This is a genomic window from Pseudomonas sp. B28(2017) (assembly GCF_002113025.1).
GTDB lineage: Bacteria > Pseudomonadota > Gammaproteobacteria > Pseudomonadales > Pseudomonadaceae > Aquipseudomonas.
On record NZ_NEJH01000005.1, the window covers coordinates 79,682 to 98,718 of the forward strand.

At 60.6% G+C, this 19,037-nt stretch carries 16 protein-coding genes; 7 read left to right on the top strand and 9 right to left on the bottom strand.

Annotation, left to right across the window (positions count from 1 at the left end; all coding sequences use genetic code 11):
• Positions 1-95: 95 nt before the first annotated feature.
• Positions 96-1,709 (bottom strand): inorganic phosphate transporter, encoded by a 1,614-nt coding sequence (locus CAF65_RS15910; protein WP_085717131.1) that lies wholly within the window; start codon positions 1,707-1,709, stop codon positions 96-98.
• Positions 1,710-1,930: 221 nt separating this feature from the next.
• Entirely contained in the window at positions 1,931-2,953 is a 1,023-nt protein-coding gene (locus tag CAF65_RS15915) for a transporter (RefSeq protein WP_008022830.1), read from the bottom strand.
• A 272-nt stretch (positions 2,954-3,225) separates the two neighbouring features.
• On the opposite strand from CAF65_RS15915, the gene CAF65_RS15920 reads away from it, so the two are divergent.
• A complete protein-coding gene (locus CAF65_RS15920; RefSeq protein ID WP_085717132.1) occupies positions 3,226-4,851 on the top strand; it encodes a methyl-accepting chemotaxis protein in 1,626 nt (541 codons plus the stop codon).
• Between the two features lie 60 nt (positions 4,852-4,911).
• Here the strand turns inward: CAF65_RS15920 and CAF65_RS15925 are convergent, their stop codons facing one another.
• Together CAF65_RS15925 and CAF65_RS15930 are read right to left on the bottom strand one after the other, a co-directional pair.
• On the bottom strand, positions 4,912-5,217 hold the full coding sequence (locus tag CAF65_RS15925) for a PepSY domain-containing protein (protein WP_085717133.1): 306 nt from the start codon (positions 5,215-5,217) through the stop codon (positions 4,912-4,914).
• Between the two features lie 153 nt (positions 5,218-5,370).
• Positions 5,371-6,501: a glycerophosphodiester phosphodiesterase gene (locus tag CAF65_RS15930; RefSeq protein WP_085717134.1), complete on the bottom strand. Its 1,131-nt coding sequence runs from the start codon at positions 6,499-6,501 to the stop codon at positions 5,371-5,373.
• Between the two features lie 232 nt (positions 6,502-6,733).
• On the opposite strand from CAF65_RS15930, the gene CAF65_RS15935 reads away from it, so the two are divergent.
• On the top strand, positions 6,734-7,060 hold the full coding sequence (locus tag CAF65_RS15935) for a DUF2025 family protein (RefSeq protein ID WP_085717135.1): 327 nt from the start codon (positions 6,734-6,736) through the stop codon (positions 7,058-7,060).
• Between the two features lie 71 nt (positions 7,061-7,131).
• Here the strand turns inward: CAF65_RS15935 and CAF65_RS15940 are convergent, their stop codons facing one another.
• The gene (locus tag CAF65_RS15940; RefSeq protein ID WP_085717136.1) at positions 7,132-7,455 is read right to left on the bottom strand and encodes an antibiotic biosynthesis monooxygenase; all 324 of its coding nucleotides are present in this window, start codon (positions 7,453-7,455) and stop codon (positions 7,132-7,134) included.
• Complete coding sequence (locus CAF65_RS15945; RefSeq protein WP_085717137.1) at positions 7,452-8,159, bottom strand: CTP synthase; 708 nt, start codon at positions 8,157-8,159, stop codon at positions 7,452-7,454. The genes CAF65_RS15940 and CAF65_RS15945 overlap by 4 nt, the downstream gene beginning before the upstream one ends.
• Before the next feature lie 15 nt (positions 8,160-8,174).
• Here CAF65_RS15945 and CAF65_RS15950 point away from each other — a divergent pair, with 15 nt between their 5' ends.
• Positions 8,175-9,116 carry a LysR family transcriptional regulator gene (locus tag CAF65_RS15950; protein WP_085717138.1) on the top strand — a complete coding sequence of 314 codons (942 nt, stop codon included), beginning with the start codon at positions 8,175-8,177 and terminating at the stop codon, positions 9,114-9,116.
• Positions 9,117-9,207: 91 nt separating this feature from the next.
• Here CAF65_RS15950 and CAF65_RS15955 read toward each other — a convergent pair whose 3' ends face one another.
• Complete coding sequence (locus CAF65_RS15955) at positions 9,208-9,816, bottom strand: TetR/AcrR family transcriptional regulator (RefSeq protein ID WP_085717139.1); 609 nt, start codon at positions 9,814-9,816, stop codon at positions 9,208-9,210.
• A 216-nt stretch (positions 9,817-10,032) separates the two neighbouring features.
• Here CAF65_RS15955 and CAF65_RS15960 point away from each other — a divergent pair, with 216 nt between their 5' ends.
• Positions 10,033-11,091: an MBL fold metallo-hydrolase gene (locus CAF65_RS15960; protein ID WP_085717140.1), complete on the top strand. Its 1,059-nt coding sequence runs from the start codon at positions 10,033-10,035 to the stop codon at positions 11,089-11,091.
• Between the two features lie 72 nt (positions 11,092-11,163).
• Here the strand turns inward: CAF65_RS15960 and CAF65_RS15965 are convergent, their stop codons facing one another.
• Positions 11,164-11,481 (bottom strand): helix-turn-helix transcriptional regulator, encoded by a 318-nt coding sequence (locus CAF65_RS15965; RefSeq protein WP_085717141.1) that lies wholly within the window; start codon positions 11,479-11,481, stop codon positions 11,164-11,166.
• A 120-nt stretch (positions 11,482-11,601) separates the two neighbouring features.
• Positions 11,602-12,567, bottom strand: coding sequence for a hypothetical protein (locus tag CAF65_RS15970; RefSeq protein ID WP_085717142.1), 966 nt, complete (start codon positions 12,565-12,567; stop codon positions 11,602-11,604).
• 120 nt (positions 12,568-12,687) lie between these two features.
• Between CAF65_RS15970 and CAF65_RS15975 the strand changes: the two genes are divergently transcribed.
• The 3 genes from CAF65_RS15975 to CAF65_RS15985 all read left to right on the top strand — a co-directional run bounded on the left by CAF65_RS15975 (position 12,688) and on the right by CAF65_RS15985 (position 18,797).
• Positions 12,688-14,478: a SulP family inorganic anion transporter gene (locus tag CAF65_RS15975; RefSeq protein ID WP_085717143.1), complete on the top strand. Its 1,791-nt coding sequence runs from the start codon at positions 12,688-12,690 to the stop codon at positions 14,476-14,478.
• A 44-nt stretch (positions 14,479-14,522) separates the two neighbouring features.
• Positions 14,523-18,026, top strand: coding sequence for an alkaline phosphatase family protein (locus tag CAF65_RS15980; RefSeq protein WP_085717144.1), 3,504 nt, complete (start codon positions 14,523-14,525; stop codon positions 18,024-18,026).
• A gap of 159 nt (positions 18,027-18,185) precedes the next feature.
• Positions 18,186-18,797: a transferase gene (locus CAF65_RS15985; protein ID WP_085717145.1), complete on the top strand. Its 612-nt coding sequence runs from the start codon at positions 18,186-18,188 to the stop codon at positions 18,795-18,797.
• The last annotated feature ends 240 nt before the right edge of the window (positions 18,798-19,037 follow it).

Sequence of the window (19,037 nt, forward strand, 5' to 3'; positions counted from 1 at the left end):
AATCCCGGCGGGAAAACCCGCCGGGATGATGTGCTTCGAACCTGTACCCTGTGGGAGCGAGCAAGCCCGCTCCCACACACATGTTTTGCCGCGATTCAGAACAACTGTGTGAACAACCAGTACAGGCTGCCCGACAGCAGGATCGCTGCCGGCAACGTCAGCACCCAGGCCATCAGCAGGTTGCGGATGGTCTTCATCTGCAAGCCGCCACCGTTGGCGACCATGGTCCCGGCCACGCCTGAGGACAGCACGTGAGTGGTCGACACCGGCAGGCCGAACATGTCGGCGGCGCCGATGGTCAGCATCGCCACGGTTTCTGCCGAGGCACCCTGGGCGTAGGTCAGGTGGGTCTTGCCGATTTTCTCACCGACGGTCACCACGATACGCTTCCAGCCGACCATGGTGCCCAGGCCCAGAGCGATGGCCACGGCGATTTTCACCCACAACGGAATGAACCGCGTGGCGTTGTCGATCTGTTGCTTGAACAGTTGCAGCTTACCGCTGGTGTCGGCGTCGAAATTGCCGACCTTGTTCTTGTCCATCAGGCGAATGGTTTCGCTGCTCAAATACATGTCGTTACGCACGTTGCCCACGGCCTCGGCCGGGACTTTCGACAACGAGCCATAGCTTTTCACCTGAGCGCCGATGCTGCCGGTCAGCGCAGCCAGCGCCGGCACTAATTGCGGGGTCGCTTCCTTGGAACGCACGTATTCAGACAGCACCGGGCGCGGGTCGGCGGGTGCTGGCAGCGGCGCAGCTTTCACCAACGCTTGCTGGGTGACTTCGGCGACCGCCGCGAACTGCAACGCTTGATCCGCCGGCATGGTGCGGTTCAAGGCGTAAGCCATTGGCAGCGTGCCCACCAGAATCAGCATGATCAGGCCCATGCCTTTCTGGCCGTCGTTCGAACCGTGGGCAAACGACACGCCGGTGCAGGTCACGATCAGCAGGCCGCGAATCCACCATGGCGGTGGGGTCTGGCCCTTTGGCTCCTTGTACAGCGCACGATTCTTGACGAACGCGCGCAAGGCCAGCAATAGCAGCGCGGCGCAGCCGAAGCCGACCAGTGGCGAGAGCAGCAGGGCGTAACCGATCTTGGTTGCCTGGGCCCAGTCCACACCGCTGGTGCCGTCGCGGCCGTGCATCAGGGCATTGGCCACGCCGACCCCGATGATCGAACCGATCAGGGTGTGCGACGACGACGCCGGCAGCCCCAGCCACCAGGTGCCGAGGTTCCACAGGATCGCGGCGATCAGCAGGGCGAAGATCATCGCGAATCCGGCGGACGAGCCGACTTGCAGGATCAGCTCCACCGGCAGCAGGGCGATGATGCCGAACGCCACCGCGCCGCTGGATAGCAGCACCCCGAGGAAATTGAAGAAACCGGACCAGACCACCGCCACGTTCGGCGGCAGCGAGTGGGTGTAGATCACCGTGGCCACCGCGTTGGCGGTGTCGTGGAAGCCGTTGACGAACTCAAAGCCCAGGGCGATCAGCAGCGCCACGCCGAGCAGCAGAAATGGCGTCCAGGTGGTCACCACCGTGCCGAGTTCGTTCATGTCGTGCATCAGGCTGTAGGCGGTAAACAACAAGCCGATGGCCAGCACGGCAACAAACACCACGATGGTGATCAGGCCGGGTTTTTTGTCGAATTGCGGTTTAGCGCTACTGGCGGGTGCCGAGGTGGCGGTGAAGGAGGGCGTAGCCATCACGGACATTCCTGAGGAGGGAAGGAGTACCGGTGATAATCGTTGGCATTTGTTACAGGGAGGCTGCTCTGGGTCAGTGTTTGGGTTTTTTGCAGGGCCGCTGATCTGGAATCAATCGCTGACTCCTGTAGGAGCGAGCTTGGGCCGGCACATCCAGCATTGATGTTGGCTGACACTCCGTCATCGCGGGCAAACCCGCTCCCACAGGGGGCAAGGTGCGTTCAGTAATCCTGCTGCTTGCGAAACGCCCAGCGCCCGGCGATCACGGTAAACGTCGCGACCAGCGCCACGAGGATCCAGAAACCTTCCGGATCACCGGCCAGCGGAATGCCGCCGACGTTCATGCCGAAGAAACCGGCGATAATATTGATCGGCAGCGCCAGCACCGTCACCACGGTCAGGGTGAACAGCGTGCGGTTGGTCTGTTCGTTGATGTTGGCGGCGATCTCTTCCTGCAAAAGCTTGATCCGCTCACCCAGCGCCGTGAGGTCGTTGATGATCAGCGCAAACTCCTCGGTGGATTTGCGCAATTCCTTCACGTCTTCCTTTTGCAGCCATTGCGGCGGCCGGTTGAGCAGGCGCAGCAATGAGCCTGGCTCCAGCGCCAGCAGCCGTTGCAATCGCACCAGCACCCGGCGATTGGCGCCCAGCTCGGCGCGGTTGGTCGACAGCCGCGAGGACAGCAGTTCGTCTTCGATCTGATCCACGCTCTGGCTGGTCTTGCGCACGATCTGGGTCAGCACTTCCCCCTGATCGCGCAGCAGATGCACCAGCAGTTCCAGCGGGGAGCGAAAGCATTCCCGGGCCTTCACCGACGAGCGCAATTTGTCCACCGAGTGCAACGGTTGCAGGCGGGCGCTGATGATCAGCCGGCTGCGGGCGCACACCCACAGCGTCGAGACATCCGACGACACCATGTTGCTGAGGTTGAACACCACGTCGTTGACCACCGCCAGCAACGCGGAGTCGACATGCTCGATGCGCGTAGAACGCGAGCCTTCGTGCAGCGCTTCGAAAAACTCCTCGGGCAACTCCAGATGACTCTTCATCCAGCGTTCGCACGCTGCATGGGCGAGGTTCAGGTGCAGCCACAGAAATTGCTCGTCGCTTTCCGGTTGTTGCAGATACTGCAAGGCCTCGGCGGAATTGATTTCCCGGCCGGCCTCACCGGGGCGAAAACTGAAACCGTAGAGCAGGCCGAACAGATCCGTGTCGCGATGGCTTTGATCGATGCTGTGGTTCATGAGGACTCGCAAGGGGAGGCGCCTGTCACGTGTTTTACAGGTTCACTTGAGCGGCATCATCGCAAGCCGGGATGACGTTTTTGTGACGGGGAAATAACGCAAACGATTGCCCTACCGGCGGTCGGATTCTTCTCAAGAACCGCTCTGGCCCGCCGATCACGCTTGGGTTAAGTTGCGCGCCCCGGCCATTGGCCGTGATCGCAGACAGGGATGTCCGGACACCTTTCACGCCTTTGCGGGGCGTGCCTCATTCCTGTCATGAGTACCATCCGATGCTTTTGCAAAAATCCCTGAGAGCGCAAATTCTCGCCCTGTTGAGCGGCAGCCTGCTGGCGATGCTGTTGATCGCCCTGGCGTGCTTTCACTTCCTGTCCAGCGGCGTGCAGAGCTACGCCAATCTGATCGAAGGCCCGCTGCATACCTCGCAATTGATCGATGAAGCCAACCTGCAATTCAAGGTGCAGGTGCAGGAATGGAAAAACGTCCTGTTGCGCGGCAAGCAACCGGCGGACCTGAGCAAGTACTGGGGGCAATTCGAAGACCGTCAGCGCGATGTGCAAAACATCCTTGGCGAACTGGCCGGGCAGAAGGGCATCGACCCCCAACTCAAGCGCCGCATTGAACGCTTGCGTGACGAGCATCGTCAGTTGGGCGCGGCCTATCAGAAGGGCCGGGACGCGTTCGTTGCCGCAGGCGGCGACCCGACGGCGGGCGACACGGCGGTCAAGGGCGTGGATCGCGCCACCAGCGATCAAATGAGTGAACTGGTCAGCGAGTTGCGCAAGCAGGGCGCCGAGCAATCGACCCTGATCAGCGCCAGTGCCGATCGCACGGTGTTGCTGGGGCTGATCGTGATGCTGGTGTCGGGGCTGCTGATCGGCTTGCTGAGCTTGTGGCTGGTCAACCGCAACCTGGTCGAGCCGATCCGCAAACTGATCGAATACGTGGCGCAGCTCAGCCAGGGTCGTTTTGCCGAGCGTGTGGCCAGCACCCGTCAGGACGAGTTGGGCCGACTGGCGATGGCTGCTAACACCCTGCGCGATTTCCTCGCCGAAACTTTCAGCCGCTTGCAGCGCAGCGCGTCGGACCTGGACAGCGCCAGCGGTGAGTTGAATTCGATTGCCACCGTGATGGCTGGCGGCACCAACGAGCAGTTCAGCCGCACCGATCAGGTGGCCACGGCGATGAACGAAATGTCCGCCACCGCACAGGAAGTTGCCCGGCATGCCGCCGAAGCGGCGCGGGCCGCCGACGATGCCGACCAGTCCGCCCAGCAGGGCGAAAAAGTCATGCAGGGCACCATCCACACCATCACCCGGATGCGTGGTGAAATCGCCAACACCGCCACGGTCATCCGCCAACTGGAAACCGACAGCGGGCGCATCGGCAAGGTCCTGGAAGTGATTCGCGGCATCGCCGAACAGACCAACCTGCTGGCGCTCAACGCGGCCATCGAAGCGGCCCGCGCCGGTGAGGCCGGACGCGGATTCGCGGTGGTGGCCGATGAAGTGCGCAGCCTGGCCCAGCGCACGGCGGCGTCGATTATCGAGATCAACCAGATCATCCATACCGTGCAGACCGGTGCGGTGGAAGCGGCCCAGGCAATTGAAAGCGGTCAGTCACGCAGCGAAGAAAGCGTGCAGCAAGTGACCGAGGCTGGCGCCATGCTCGAACGCATCACCCTGGCCGTGGAAGCCATCCGCGATATGAACCGCCAGATCGCCACGGCCGCCGAAGAGCAAACCTCGGTGGCCGAAGACATCTCGCGCAACCTCACCGAGATCACCAGCATCGCCAGCACCAACCTGGACAACGTGCAGCGTACTGAAGCGGCCAGCAACAACCTGCACGGTTTGTCAGGGCAGTTGAACGAGGTGACGGCGCGACTGAGCGCTTGAATCCCGAATGCACAAAAGCCGCACGACTTCTCAATCGTGCGGCTTTTGTGTGTTTCGGGATCAGGTGTCCTGTTTGTTTTTCAGGACCTTGCCGTTGGAAGCATCGATGTCCACGTCCCACTCGACGTTTTTGGCGTCACGCAGTTCGATTTCGTACTCGTAACCGTTGAAGTGGTTGTCCAGTTCGGTTTTGGTGATCGTTGCACCCGGGTGCAGGTCGAGCGCGATCTTGTTCAGGTCTTCCAGCGGCTTGATCTTGCCGTCCTTGACCAGTTGTGGGATCTCATCGACCCGCACATCGGCCTGGGCCAGGCCCGCGCTGAGGGTCAGGGTTGCAGCGGTAAACAAAGCAGTCAGGGTCTTCATGGGATTCTATCCTTGGGCGATCCGTTCAAGTGAGATCAGGTTAGCGTGGGTAACTTAATCCACCCTTAAAACCCCCCTGCATGCCTTGCATCAATGCCTGTGGGAGCGAGCCTGCTCGCGATGCAGGCTCCTCGGTGTCGTGACAGGCAGGGATCAATAGCCGTTGTTCTTCAACACTTGATCGACACTCGCCGCCGGACGTTTATAAAACGCCAACAACTCTCTGGCGCGGTTAGTGAAAATGCCGTCGACACCGGCGTCCATGACTTTCTGATAGTCCACCGCCTCGTCGACGGTATAGACGTGTACCAACAGGCCCTGACTGTGGGTGTACTGGTTCATCCACGGTTGCACCAGGTCCGAGTAGCTCTGGTCGCCACCCTGGGTCAGTGCGGCGGACGGTCCGGTGCCGATGGCACCTTGGGCCTTGGCGTAATCGATCCACTGCTGGAATTCGGCTTTGTCCTTAGGTTCCTGCCTGGCGTAGTAAGCGGCTTTGTCCTTTTCGCCGGACTCGGCAAATGTCACCTTGGACTTGGGCTCGATACTGCCTTCACCCACCCACAACAGCAGGATTTTCGGCACCGCCGGCATTTCCTTTTGCAGCAGTTCGAGGCTGCTCTTCTCAAAGGTCTGCAGGACCACCTTGCCTTTACCCTGGCCGACCGCCAGTTCGCTTTTCGCCAGTTTCGAACCGGTTGGGTTCAGCCAGCCACGCGCCTGAAGTTTTTCCTTGAGGTCGTGTTCGATGCCGGGAAACTGCTTCGGCTCCTTGGTCTCGATGTACAGACCGGGCTTGTGCAAGGCGTTGCCCTCGGCGATGTCGATGACTTCATCAAGGGTCAGAATCTTCAGGCCGGCGAAGGCCGGGCGCGCGCGATCCGGGTATGCGGCGTTGAACCAGCTGCCCGCATCCAGGGTTTTCAGCTCGGCCATGGTGAACGCATTGGCCGGGCTGTCCTTGCGCTCGGGGAATTTGCTGGCGACGTCGGTGGTGCGTTGCAGGTTGTTGTCGTGCAGGGCAAACAGCACGCCATCCTTGCTGCGCTGCAGGTCCATTTCCAGGTAGTCGGCACCCAGGTCGCGAGCAGCCTTGTAGGCGGCGGCAGTGGATTCCGGTGCATCGAAAGACGCGCCACGGTGAGCGATCACCGCTGGATGCGGAATACCCAAACGGGTTGCCAGCGCCGTCGGGCCGGGTTCGCTGGTGGCCTGTGCCTGGCCGAAGCCGAGCAACAGGCTCAGTAACAGAGCGCTTTTACTTTTAGTAAAGGGTGCAGGCATGGTCGAGATCCTTTCGCAATGAGGGGGCGGTTCCTTTTAACAACTGATCATTGCACACGCTATCGCGAGAGCGACACAAACCTGTTCAATGCAGAATTTTTTCAGCGCTTTTGTTCGGTTCTTTGCAGTAACCTTGGCCTCGGCCATTTCCCCGGCAGAGGGAAACCCATGCAAATGCCTTGCGTGTAAACCATCGATCAGCGGTCCGTTGCGACCTTATGTGAGGTTCACCATGCGCATCACTTCCCAGCTTATCTGCCAGGCTGCCGACCAACTCAAAGGCTTCGTCGGCCTCAATCGCAAGACCGGTCACTACATCGTGCGCTTGGGCGAAGACTCGTTCGGTATGGACGTGGCGGACGACGGCATCATCCCGACCAGCGAGTTCGTCTGGGCCGCGGGGCCCGGACAGGCCATGACGCTCAAGCGCGAATTGATTCAGTTGCTGCTGGAGCAGAATATCGATGAGCGTATCAACATCACCGAGCCCTTGCGGGTGTACATGAACCGGCGGGACGTGCCGGAGATTTCGGCGGTTCGCAGTCTGGTTCAGGGCTGAGTCATTGCGGTGAATTGACGGACCCCTTCGCGAGCCTGCTCGCGAAGACGGCCTTAAACACACCACATCATTTACAGACTGAATTCGTAGGCCCGCTCAACCCGACACACCCGCGTATGACACCGGGCATACCAGGTCGAGCGCCCACGTTCGCGAATCGCACTGTGCTGTGGATGATGCTTCCACGCCAGGATGGCCGCTTCACTGGCCCAGTACGACACGGTTATTCCCAACCCATCCTCGCCGCGAGCCGATTCCACTCCGAGAAACCCCGGCTGTTCACGGGCCAGTTCCAGCATCCGTGCGGCCGCTTCGGCGTAACCCAGGTCGCCCTCGGTGCGCACCGAGGTGAAGATCACCGCGTAATAAGGTGTTGCTGGCGTATCGGCGATCATGATGGCTGCCCTGCACAGGCTGCGACAAAGGCGCCAACCAACGGCGGCAAGACGCCCTTGAGCGCCGCCCGCTCGGGCTGGAACAAGGTCGCAACAAAGAACGGATGGTCGCTGAGTTCGAACGCGCGCAGCTCTTGTTGCGAATCGTGGCCGACGGCGTGAAGTTCATGTTTGAGCAGCTCCCCTTCGAACTGTGGATTCACTCCATAACGACAGCGATAGCCTTCGCGAATCTCGGTGCATCCGTACGCCTCGGCGATCAACGAACCTTCACGTAAATGAATGCTATCGACCGCTTCCACCAGCGCGCACGTCAGCGGTGTCAGCAGCGCGCGTGCTGCATCGGGCGCCGTCTCGCCGTGTTCGGCATCCGACCAGCCCAGCACATTGCGCGCATATTCCAGCACCGCGTGTTGAAAACCACCGCAAGTGCCGAGGAAAGGTCGCCGTTGTTCGCGGGCAAAACGGATCGCCAGCAATGCGCCGTCCATGTTGCGATACGGGCTGGCCGGTACACACCAGAAACCGTCGAATGTGTGCAACGGTGAATCGGTGTGGATTTCATCGGTGGCCAGCCATTGCCATTGCAGGTTCAGGCCGGTGTACGCGGCGACCCTTTCGAGCGCGATGGGGATGGCCTGGTGGGCGGTGACGTGTGGGTCGTAGTCGCCGATCAGGGCGATGCGAATCGAACGGGTTTCCATGAGGGGCCTCTGCACTTGTTGATTCCTGGTGCCCACTATAGATTGGCGTTCACGCACTCAATATTGGCGTTTTCCCAAGTGATCAATGCAGCGACGCACTATCGACTGGACTACCCGGACCTGGCCCTGATCCTTGCGCTGGTGCGCGGCGGCTCTCTGGCCCGGGCCGCACAGCTGTTGAAGGTGGATGTCTCGACGGTGTTTCGAGCGGTTCGCCGGCTGGAGGCTGCACTGGGTCAGCAACTATTCGAAAAGAGCCGCGCCGGTTACCTGGCTACCACCCTGGCGCAGTCCCTGGCTGAACAGGCCGAGCGCGCTGAGCAGGCGCTGGAGGCGGCGCGCATTGGTGTGGAGCAGGGCGGTGAAGTGATCAGCGGCATCGTGCGCCTGACCTGTACCGATTCGGTGCTGCAAGGTTTGCTGTTGCCGGCGCTGGCGCAATTCATGCCGAACTATCCGGCGCTGACGCTCGAACTCAGCACGTCCAACGATTTTGCCAACCTCAGCCGTCGGGATGCCGATATCGCTCTGCGCCTGACCCGCTCGCCACCGGAGCACCTGGTAGGACGGCGACTGGCGGATATTTCCTACCGCGTGTGCGCCAGCAAGCGATACCTGCAATCGGCCAACACCACAGACCTGGCCTCATTGACCTGGATCGCCCCGGACGACTTCCTGCCCGATCACCCAACCGTTACCTGGCGTCGCCAGGCCTTGCCGGGCGTAACGCCGGGCTATCGCTGCAACAGCATGCTTTCGGTTACAGAACTGGTCAGGGCGGGGCTGGGCGTCGCGGCATTGCCGGACTTTTTGATCGGCGACGAATTACAGCCACTGGGCGAGCCGTTGCACGGATACGACACCGCGCTGTGGCTGCTGACCCGTCCCGACTGCCGCGCCTTGCGCTCGGTGGTCACGTTGTTCGATGAGTTGGGGCGGGCGCTGAAACTGCCGTGAAGCCGTTCAGCGCCAGTTTCATTCTGAAACACATCGGCCGTTCAAATCAGCGCCGGCAATCGTTCGGCGCCACCGTCGACGTTGTCATTTATTACACCTGATAGCAGGCCAGAAACATGTCCAGCGCCGACTCGGCCACCCGGTGTTGTTCTTCGGGTGGCAAGCCCGGCTTGCCCATGGAAATCTGCGGCCAGAATGCAAATGACTTGAGCAGCCCCTGCACCTGTTGTGCGGCAAAATCAGGGGCAATGGCTTTCAACCGGCCATCGGCCTGAGCGGCGCGAATCCATACCGTCAGCCCTTCTTCGCGCTTACCCATTCGCGCCACCATATCCTGCGCCCGCTCCGGGGAATGAATCGCCGCCGCTATCGCCACCCGAGCCAGGTTGAGAAAATTGTCATCACCCAACATTTGCAGTTTGGCCATCAGCAATACGCGCAATTGGTCGCGCAACGGCAAGTCGGGACGGTAGGCCGTTTCCTGTTCTGCCGTCACCCTGGCCCATAACTGATTGAGGATCTCGGCGAACAACTCTTGCTTGCTGGGGAAGTGGTTGTACACCGTGCGCTTCGACACGCCTGCAGTGGCAGCAATCTTGTCCATGCTGGTGATCTCGAAACCGTTGTCACGGAATTCGTCGATCGCGGCTTGAATGATCGCTTGGCGTTTTCGGTCGGTGAGGCGCTGTGGAGCTGTCATAAGTACGCTTCGGCAGGAAGAAAGGGAGAATTACACTCGGTAGTTTACTTGTCATCGATTTTGATGCAACCTAGAAACTACACTGTGCAGTGTAATGTTTTGTTAATCCTGCCCAGTAAAAAATAGAAAGTCCGGCTGATGCGTGCGTGCCTTGGCCATTTATCGTCCCAAAGCGGAGAATCGCGTGATCCGCGGTTTTTCTGGAGTCATTCAGTCATGGCCAATTCAATCTCCCCGGCGGACAACGCCTCCACGCCTGAAGCGTCCCGACAGGCTCAAGGGCAGTATCAAAACTTCACGCCGATTCAACGTTTAGGTTTTGGCAAAACCATGGGCATTCTGTGGAACGCGCTGTTCCACAAACCGCAAAACACTCGCCCGAGTGCGCCCGTCCCGGTGCAAGCCCTGACTCAAGCCGCGCTGATCGCAGCGCCCAATCACAGCGTCTATCGCCTGGGCCATTCCACCGTGTTGCTCAAGCTGCGCGACAAGTTCTGGATCACCGACCCGGTGTTCGCCGAGCGGGCCTCGCCCGTGCAATGGGCCGGCCCCAAGCGTTTTCACCAGCCACCGATCAGCCTGGAGCAATTGCCACCGATTGAAGCGGTGATCCTGTCCCACGACCACTACGACCACCTGGATCACACGGCTGTGTTGAAGCTCGCGGACAAGACCAAACACTTTCTGACCCCGCTGGGCGTAGGTGACACCCTGATCAAGTGGGGCATCGACGCCAGCAAAGTCCGCCAACTGGATTGGTGGCAAGGCACGGAAGTCGATGGCATCCAGTTCATCGCCACTCCATCGCAGCATTTTTCCGGCCGTGGCCTGTTCGACAGCAACAGCACCCTCTGGGCCTCGTGGGTGATGATCGACGGTGACACACGCATCTTCTTCAGCGGCGACAGTGGCTACTTCGACGGCTTCAAGCGCATCGGCGAACAGCACGGCCCTTTTGACCTGACCCTGATGGAAACCGGCGCCTACAACGTCGACTGGCCGCACGTGCACATGCAACCCGAACAAACCCTGCAAGCCCACCTCGACCTCAAGGGCCGCTGGCTTCTGCCGATCCACAACGGCACGTTCGACCTGTCGATGCACGCCTGGTACGAACCCTTCGACCGCATCCTGGCCCTGGCCTGGGAACGCAACGTATCGATCACCACACCGCAGATGAGAGAAGCTTTCAACCTGATGCATCCGCAGCGCGGCGGTGCGTGGTGGCTGGCAGTGGAAGGGGAGAGTGATCGGGTGGTGGCGCAGAGCGCGTAGAGTGATGAGCCCTGTAGGAGCGAGCTTGCTCGCTCCTACAGGGGGGCATTTATCGTCAGTCAAAGAGTTGGCTCACTCCACCATCGCAAAATCCGCCCGCCCAACCGGATTCGGCGTAGACCCTTTCACATTCATCCCTCGACCCGGCGCAAACCCCGGGAAGAACACCAACCCTTCGGCTTCAAGTCGGTAGGCCAGCGCCAGGCGCGTGACATCCAGCACTTCCTGGCGCGCCTCGAAGCGTTGAATGGCATCCACCGAGACTCGGGACTCCCGCGACAGCTCTTCCACACTCCAGCCCAGCATCGCTCGGGCCTGGGCGCAGTGGACCGGGGTGAATTGGAAGAGGGCGATACGTTCCAGGGTGATTTTCATCGCTTGAGAGGCCATGGTGTTCTCCGGGCTCGAGAGTGTCAGTTCAAAATATACTGTGTTTTTGTACAGTTGTTTTGAGCCCGGATCAAACGTATTTTTTGATTTGTCTTTTCAGGCAGACGAACGGCGCTGGGCTTATTTGCCCGCCAACCCCGGCGCTTCCCGCACGATAAAGTGATCCAGATTCTCGATGTTGGCGCTGAACACCCCGAACGTCTGCTCGGGGTTTTTCTTGCTCGGCACCTGCTTCAGCGCAGGCTGAACCCCATAAAAGAAACAGTACAACTCGCGCCCGCTCTCGATGGCGTGCTTGATCTCCTCCAGGAACGCCTTGCGCTTGCGGTAGCTGTCGATCAGCTTTTTGCTCAGGTAGACATTGACCGAGTAAGGCTTCTTCTCGAACCAGACCTTCTTCTCGAAATCGATGCGAAAACTCTGGGTGTAGTCCTTGATCTCCTTGACCTTGCCCCAGTAGATCAGCCCCTTGTTGTCCTGCAGGTACTCGATCTTCTTGAAAAACGAGCCGTAAGGCGCGGTGTGCTCGCCAATCTTCAGCGGTACACGCTTGAGCAAATCCTTGTCGTCGAAGTTCGACACAAAACACTCCACCGGGTGGGCGAAAACGCTGGTCTTGTCCGGTGCCGATTCCCTGCCCGGTTGCTCGACATTGCCTGGCGCCGAAGGCGTCAGTGACTCTTCTCGCCTCCCATCCGCCGCGACCTTCGGACTGGACGGCTTGCGCACATACTCGCGCCTGGTCAGTAACAATTCCGAAGGGAAATGCTCCTCGCGACTGTCATCCGTTTCCGCATCCTCCATACCCGACGCCGGCGTCTTCAGGCTCGCGTAAGGACACCCCTCGACATGTCGCGTGCCCGGCAGGTTCTTGAAGTGCGGTGTGCGCACGTAATTCACATTCCTGGCGTTGAACGTGCCCAGCTCATTGCTCGTATCGAACGCCAAACGGCAGGCATCGTTGGGGCACTGGAAATGCTCCCTGGCGGAGTCGAAATCCATCGTCTCGTCGAAATTCAGATCCCGAACGTCGTAGATCGACAACTTGTCGTTGAGGCTGAGGCAGTAGGCGAGGTCGAATTTCATGTCGGGTTCCAAGTCCTTTAGGTGAACAGCTTCCAGTGATGGCGCATTCGAAGCAATAGCTACACTGAGATCACTTCGATATGGCCGGGTCTGCACAGTCCATCAACAGAGAGCGGTTTCATGAACCATTCAGATGCTTCGCCGCCCCTCCCGGAGCCGGGCCGGATAGCACGCCGGGATGAACAGAGCGGTTGGCGCCGCTGGCTACCGGGGTTGGGCATGCTGCGCGAATACCAATCGGCATGGTTGCGTTACGACATCGTGGCCGGCCTGGTGCTGACCACGATGCTGGTGCCGGTCGGTATTGCTTATGCGGTGGCATCGGGCGTGCCCGGCATTTATGGCCTGTACGCGACGATCGTTCCGCTGCTGTTCTATGCCTTGTTCGGCCCCAGCCGGATTCTGGTGATGGGGCCGGACTCCTCCCTGGTGGCCGTCATCCTCGCTGTCATCATTCCACTCTCCGGCGGCGACCCGCAGCGAGCCGTCGCCCTGGCGGGGATGATGGCAATCGTCTCGGGAGCGGTGTGTATCCTGGCCGGCATGGCGCGCCTGGGTTTTATCACTGAGCTGCTGTCCAAGCCGATCCGCTACGGCTACATGAACGGCATCGCACTGACCGTATTGATCAGCCAACTGCCCAAGCTGTTCGGTTTTTCGATTGAGTCTGGTGGTCCGCTGAGTAGCCTATGGGCCATCGCCTCGGCGGTGATGGAGGGAAAGGTCAACTGGACCACCTTCATGGTCGGCGGGCTCACCCTGGCAGTGATCCTGCTGCTCAAAAGAAGACCGCAATGGCCGGGCATCCTGATCGCCGTGGCAGGCGCGACGGTCGCCGTGGGCGTACTCGACCTTGCGACACGCGCCGGTGTGTCGGTCCTCGGTTCGCTCCCGCAAGGCTTGCCCGGATTCGCCATCCCCTGGATCACCAGCGCCGATATCGTCCCGGTCTTGATCGGTGGCTGCGCCGTCGCCCTCGTCTCGTTCGCCGATACCAGCGTGCTATCCCGTGTCTACGCGGCACGCACCCGAACCTACGTCAACCCGAACCAGGAAATGGTGGGCCTTGGTATCGCCAACCTGGCGGCCGGATTTTTTCAGGGGTTCCCGATCAGCAGCAGCTCGTCACGTACGCCCGTGGCCGAGGCCGCCGGAGCCAAAACCCAAATGACCGGCGTCGTCGGCGCACTGGCGGTGGCCTTGCTGCTGGTGGTGGCGCCGGACCTGCTGCAACACTTACCGTCCAGCGCACTGGCGGCGGTCGTGATCGCCTCGGCCATTGGCCTGATCGAGATCACCGACCTGCGCCGGATCTATCGCATCCAGCGCTGGGAGTGCTGGCTATCGATTGTCTGCACGGTCGGCGTGGCCGTGTTCGGCGCGATCGAAGGCATTGGCCTGGCCATCGTGATTGCAGTCATTGAATTCCTCTGGGATGCCTGGCGCCCGTATTCCGCGGTATTGGGGCGCGCCGACGGGGTCAAGGGCTACCACGACATCAAACGCTATCCGAACGCGCACCTGATACCCGGCCTGGTCCTGTTTCGCTGGGATGCGCCGTTGTTTTTCGCCAACGCCGAGTTGTTCAGCGACCGAGTGCTGGATGCCGTGGCGGCATCGCCCACGCCCGTGCGCTGGCTGGTGGTCGCCGCAGAGCCGGTCACCAGCGTCGACGTGACCTCTGCCGACATGCTGGCCGAACTGGATGACACCCTGCACGCGGCGGGTATCGAGCTGTGCATTGCCGAGATGAAAGACCCGGTCAAGGACAAGCTCAAGCGCTTCGGGTTGTTTGCACGGTTGGGGGAGACGGCGTTTTTTCCAACGGTCGGGACGGCTGTGGAGAGTTATGTGGCGAACTATCAGGTGGATTACAGGGAGCGGGAAGATGAAGGGAACGGATTGCCGTGAAACCCGCGAGATCGAAATAGAGACTTCACATCAAGGAGCGAACCATGCCGAATAACTGGCCCGCCGGGATTGAGCACGTCGTCGTACTGATGATGGAAAACCGTTCGTTCGACCATTTGCTGGGGGATTTCAGCAGCATCAACCCTGCGTGCGATGGGATCGACCGTCATGCGCCCAGTACCAATACGCTGAAGCTGGCCAGCGGCAGTTCGGTTTTGATCACTCAAACGTTTGAGGACCCGAAGGACTACAGCCTGTGGGCGCCACCGCCTCCTTTAGCGCCCGCATTGCCGGCCAGGGACAGCGAGGGTTTCGACCTTGGCCACGAGTTCGAAAACGTGGAGAAACAACTGGGCGTGTCCTTCAAGACCAGCCCGGCCAACCCTACGCTCGCCGGGTTTGCTCAGGACGCCTACGAAAAGGCCCGCAAGGACCTCAAGGTGTACAAAACCTGGTCGCAATCCATGGCCCAACGGGCGATGAACTACATCCCGTTCGGCGCCACGCCAGCGGACGATACGTTGCCGGCAATCCAGGGGTTGGCGCGCAATTTCACCGTGTGTGATCGCTGGTTTTCTTCAGTACCGGGCCCCACCTGGCCGAACCGTTTTTTTGCCATGCTCGGCAGTTGCAATGGTCACCTGCTGATGCCCTCCACGGGCACAGTGCTGGCCGGGATCAAAAGCCTGATCGCACAGTTCGGCGGCGAGAGTATCTTTTCGCTGCTGCGCAACAACGGCCACGACGTGCGGATTTATTCCGATGGCTCGATCCCGCTGGCAGCGCTGGTCAAGGGTGGTTTGCAGCACCTGAGCATCGACGACTTCAAGTCGGACGTCGCCGGTGACAAGCTCCCCGAACTTTCCTGGATCGAGCCGAGCTATGGCCTGCTCAACGGCAAACTCGGGCCCAATGTGTCGCATCATCCACCCGAAGACCTGCGCTTTGGCGATCAGTTTGTCGGTGAGGTGTTCAATGCCTTGTCGGCCAACACCGCTGTCTGGAACAAAACCCTGTTCGTGCTGCTGTACGACGAACATGGCGGCTTCCATGACCACGTGGTGCCGCCGACTTGCGTGGCGACCGGTTCAACGGCCGATGTTGAGTGGAAGAATCCCTTCACCCGTCTCGGCGTTCGGGTGCCGGCGATCCTGGCTTCGCCGTGGCTCAAGCCAGGCTTGATTCCCTGGACGGGCAACGTCCAGGCCCAGCATTACGATCACACCAGCCTGCTGGCATTTCTTTGCGATCACTTCAAATTACCGCGCAGTGCCCTCGGCCCGCGAGTGGTCGCGGCGCAGCACTTCGGCAACGCGCCTATCTGGCGCGCTGCACCGGGAGTAACGGCTGCGCCAAAACTGGCGGCCACCGTGGTGCCAAGTCGTGTTGGATTGCCATTGATCGAGTCCGAACTGGCGACCCAGAGTCGGCAAGTGGTGGACAGCGCCACCGGTTACCTCGACGGCCTCGACCCAGAGCAGATCTGGAAGAGCAGCGCCCAATGGGTCAGCGGTTTTCTCGGCAACCGCAGCCGCGCCTTGGCTGATCCGGCTCAGGCCGCGCTCACGCCTGCCGCGCCCAGTGCCGACAGCCTGGAGGCGAAATTGCGGCGCCTGCAGGATTTGATGGTCACCGCCCAAGGACAAGCCGTTCGCCCCGTTGCGGTACCTGCCAGCAAAGCCTTGGCGGAACCAGGAGCGGAAGCTGCGCCAACGCGGCTGCGCGTCCTGTGCCTGCCTGGTGTCGGATTCACGCCAGCCGGCCAGGGGCAGGGCGGCATCGATGCGAACTGGCAGGACCAGTGGCGCTCATTGATCCGTACTCAACTGGCACAGAACGGTCGCCTCATCGATGACCAGGACATCGACTTCCTGTCCTTCGATGAGCAACTCAAGGAGGGACCGGACTTCGCTCAGATCACCCGAGGCCTGGCGATGCTGAGCGCCGACGCCAGGGGCAAGGCCGACGAGAACTTCGGCAGTTGGGGCCTGCCGGTCAATCAGATGTTGCGCACCACGGTTGGCGCCATCGTGCAATGGATCGAAGACGCCGAGTTGCGCACTGAACTGACGCAACATCTGTTGGCGAAGGTCGAGGCATTCAATCCGCAGATCATCTTCGCCCAAGGCCTGGGCAGCCTGATCGGCTATGACGCCCTGCGCCGGTCGGTGGCAAAAAAAGGCTCGGCACTCAAACGCATCGATGGCCGAGTGTTCGTCAGCTTCGGCTCACCGATCGCACTGCCGCTGGTGATGCGCGAAGTGTGGGGCGGGCGGGTGCTGCGCCTGAGCGAAAACGGCCGAGGCATCCGCCGCTGGTTCCACCTCCACAACCCCAACGACGGCTTGCTGACCCGACCGATCACCTCGCCGGATTCCGCGCGGGTCGACCTGCAAACCGAATTCAGCGTGCCGCTGCGTGATGACCTGCTCGACCTCAATCACGCCGCCCAGGCCTACTTGTCCTCACCCACCAGCCAGACCGGCCTGTGGCCGCAACTGGCCCGCGATGTGGTGGCAGCGCGAGCGCTGGAAGTGCCGGCATTCCTGTCCCGCAGCGGCCAACGCAAACGTCGCGCCCTGGTGGTCGGCATCAACGACTACCTCGACCCGAGCGCACGCCTCGAGGGCTGCATCAACGACACCTACCTGATCAGCCGCATGCTTCAGGAAAGCGGCTACGACGCCGGCGACATCCGATTGCTGCACGACGCCCGAGCGACCCGGGCCAACTTCGTCGAGCGCCTCGAATGGCTGGTGGAAGGCGCCCGTGCCGGCGACGAGCGCGTATTGTTCTACTCCGGCCACGGCACTCAACTGCCGGTCTACAGCAGCAGCGGCGAAGCCGACTGCATGGACGAAACCCTGGTGCTCCACGATTTCGACTGGGACGACGAAAGCACCCACTTCACCGACAAACTGTTCCGCCAGTTCTACAGCCACCTGCCATTCGACCCGGACGGCCACGGCGCCAGACTCACCGTCATGTTCGACTGCTGCTACGCCGGCGGCATGACCCGCGGCAACGGCCGCGTGCGCGGCATCACCCCACCCAGCGACATCCGCCACCGCATGCTGCGCTGGGACCCCTACGCCGGTGACTGGGACCGCCGCGTCTACGCCACCGACGCCGACCGCCGCGATTTCAGCGAACAAGACAACAAAACCCGCGGCCTCACCCGCGCCCGCAACACCCAAGGCGCCGCCACCGGCCTGCGCCCCGAGAAAAAAGCCCAACTGCTGCGCCAAACCAGACTCTACGGCCACCACGGCCCCTACATGCCCCTGATGCTCTACGCCGCGCGGGAGAACGAAAAAGCCAATGAGTATGAGGTGGGGTCGAACAGCTACGGCGCGTTCACCTATGCGTTGGTTGAACAACTGCGCAAATTGCATCAGGAGGATGCGACGTTGGGGTTTGATCAGTTGATTGAGCGGGTGGGGAGTGTGTTGAGTGCGAGGTCACTTGGGCAGACGCCGGAGATTGTTGGGCCTCGTGGGGTTAGGGCAGCGGTGTGTCCTTGGCGGATTAGTGGGTTGGGGAGGTGATGCTTTAGCGTTATCACCACCAAAGTGTCCGTCCGGCGAAGTCATCTACCCAGCCCTGCAAGCCAAGACATGGTGTGCACTTGAGTTTTCAGAGGACGCGATTGTCTTTAACGTCTGAAGCGCGGATATTTCCGTACCTCATTGCCTGGAAGATTTTCGATGAAACTACCTGAGATCAGTACGTTTATTGCTCGATGGCCCTTGTTGGGCCTGGCTCCCCCTGCCGCTTGGCTGGTTTCTCAGGACTGCGAAAACCAAGTTCTGGCTTTGCTGGCACGGCTTGGAGCAGGTTATCGACGCCATGGAAACTGTGCCGTCCACGAAACTGCCGTTGTTGAGCAAGGCGCTGTATTAAAGGGCGCGATTATCATCGGCGCAGGATCCTTCGTGGCGGCGGGTGCCTACCTACGTGGAGGCGTTTATCTCGGCAGCAATTGCATTGTTGGCCCAAGCTGCGAAGTGAAAAGCAGCTTCATGCTTGGCGGAAGCAAGCTGGCACACTTCAACTTTGTCGGCGACTCATTGATTGGCGAGAACGTGAATATCGAAGCAGGTGCAATCATAGCCAATTACCGCAACGAGCTAGATGGTGCGGATATCAAAGTCCGCTATGCAGACAATGTGATCGAGACAGGAGTTAACAAATTCGGTGCCTTGGTCGGCGATGGCTGCAAAATTGGGGCGAACGCAGTCATCGCTCCCGGTGCGCTACTGCGGCCAAACACACATGTCCCACGTCTCGGGTTGATTGACCAGTTTGCCTACGATTAAGCAGCATCAACTGGAAAGCCGGCCAGGCCCTGCTCGTGGCTGCTCTTGCTGGGCCCGTGAGTTTCTGATGCTCTACGCCGCGCGGGAGAACGAAAAAGCCAATGAGTATGAGGTGGGGTCGAACAGCTATGGGGCCTTCACCTATGCCTTGGTTGAACAACTGCGCAAGTTGCATCAGGAGGATGCGACGTTGGTGTTTGATCAGTTGATTGAACGGGTGGGGAGTGTGTTGAGTGCCAG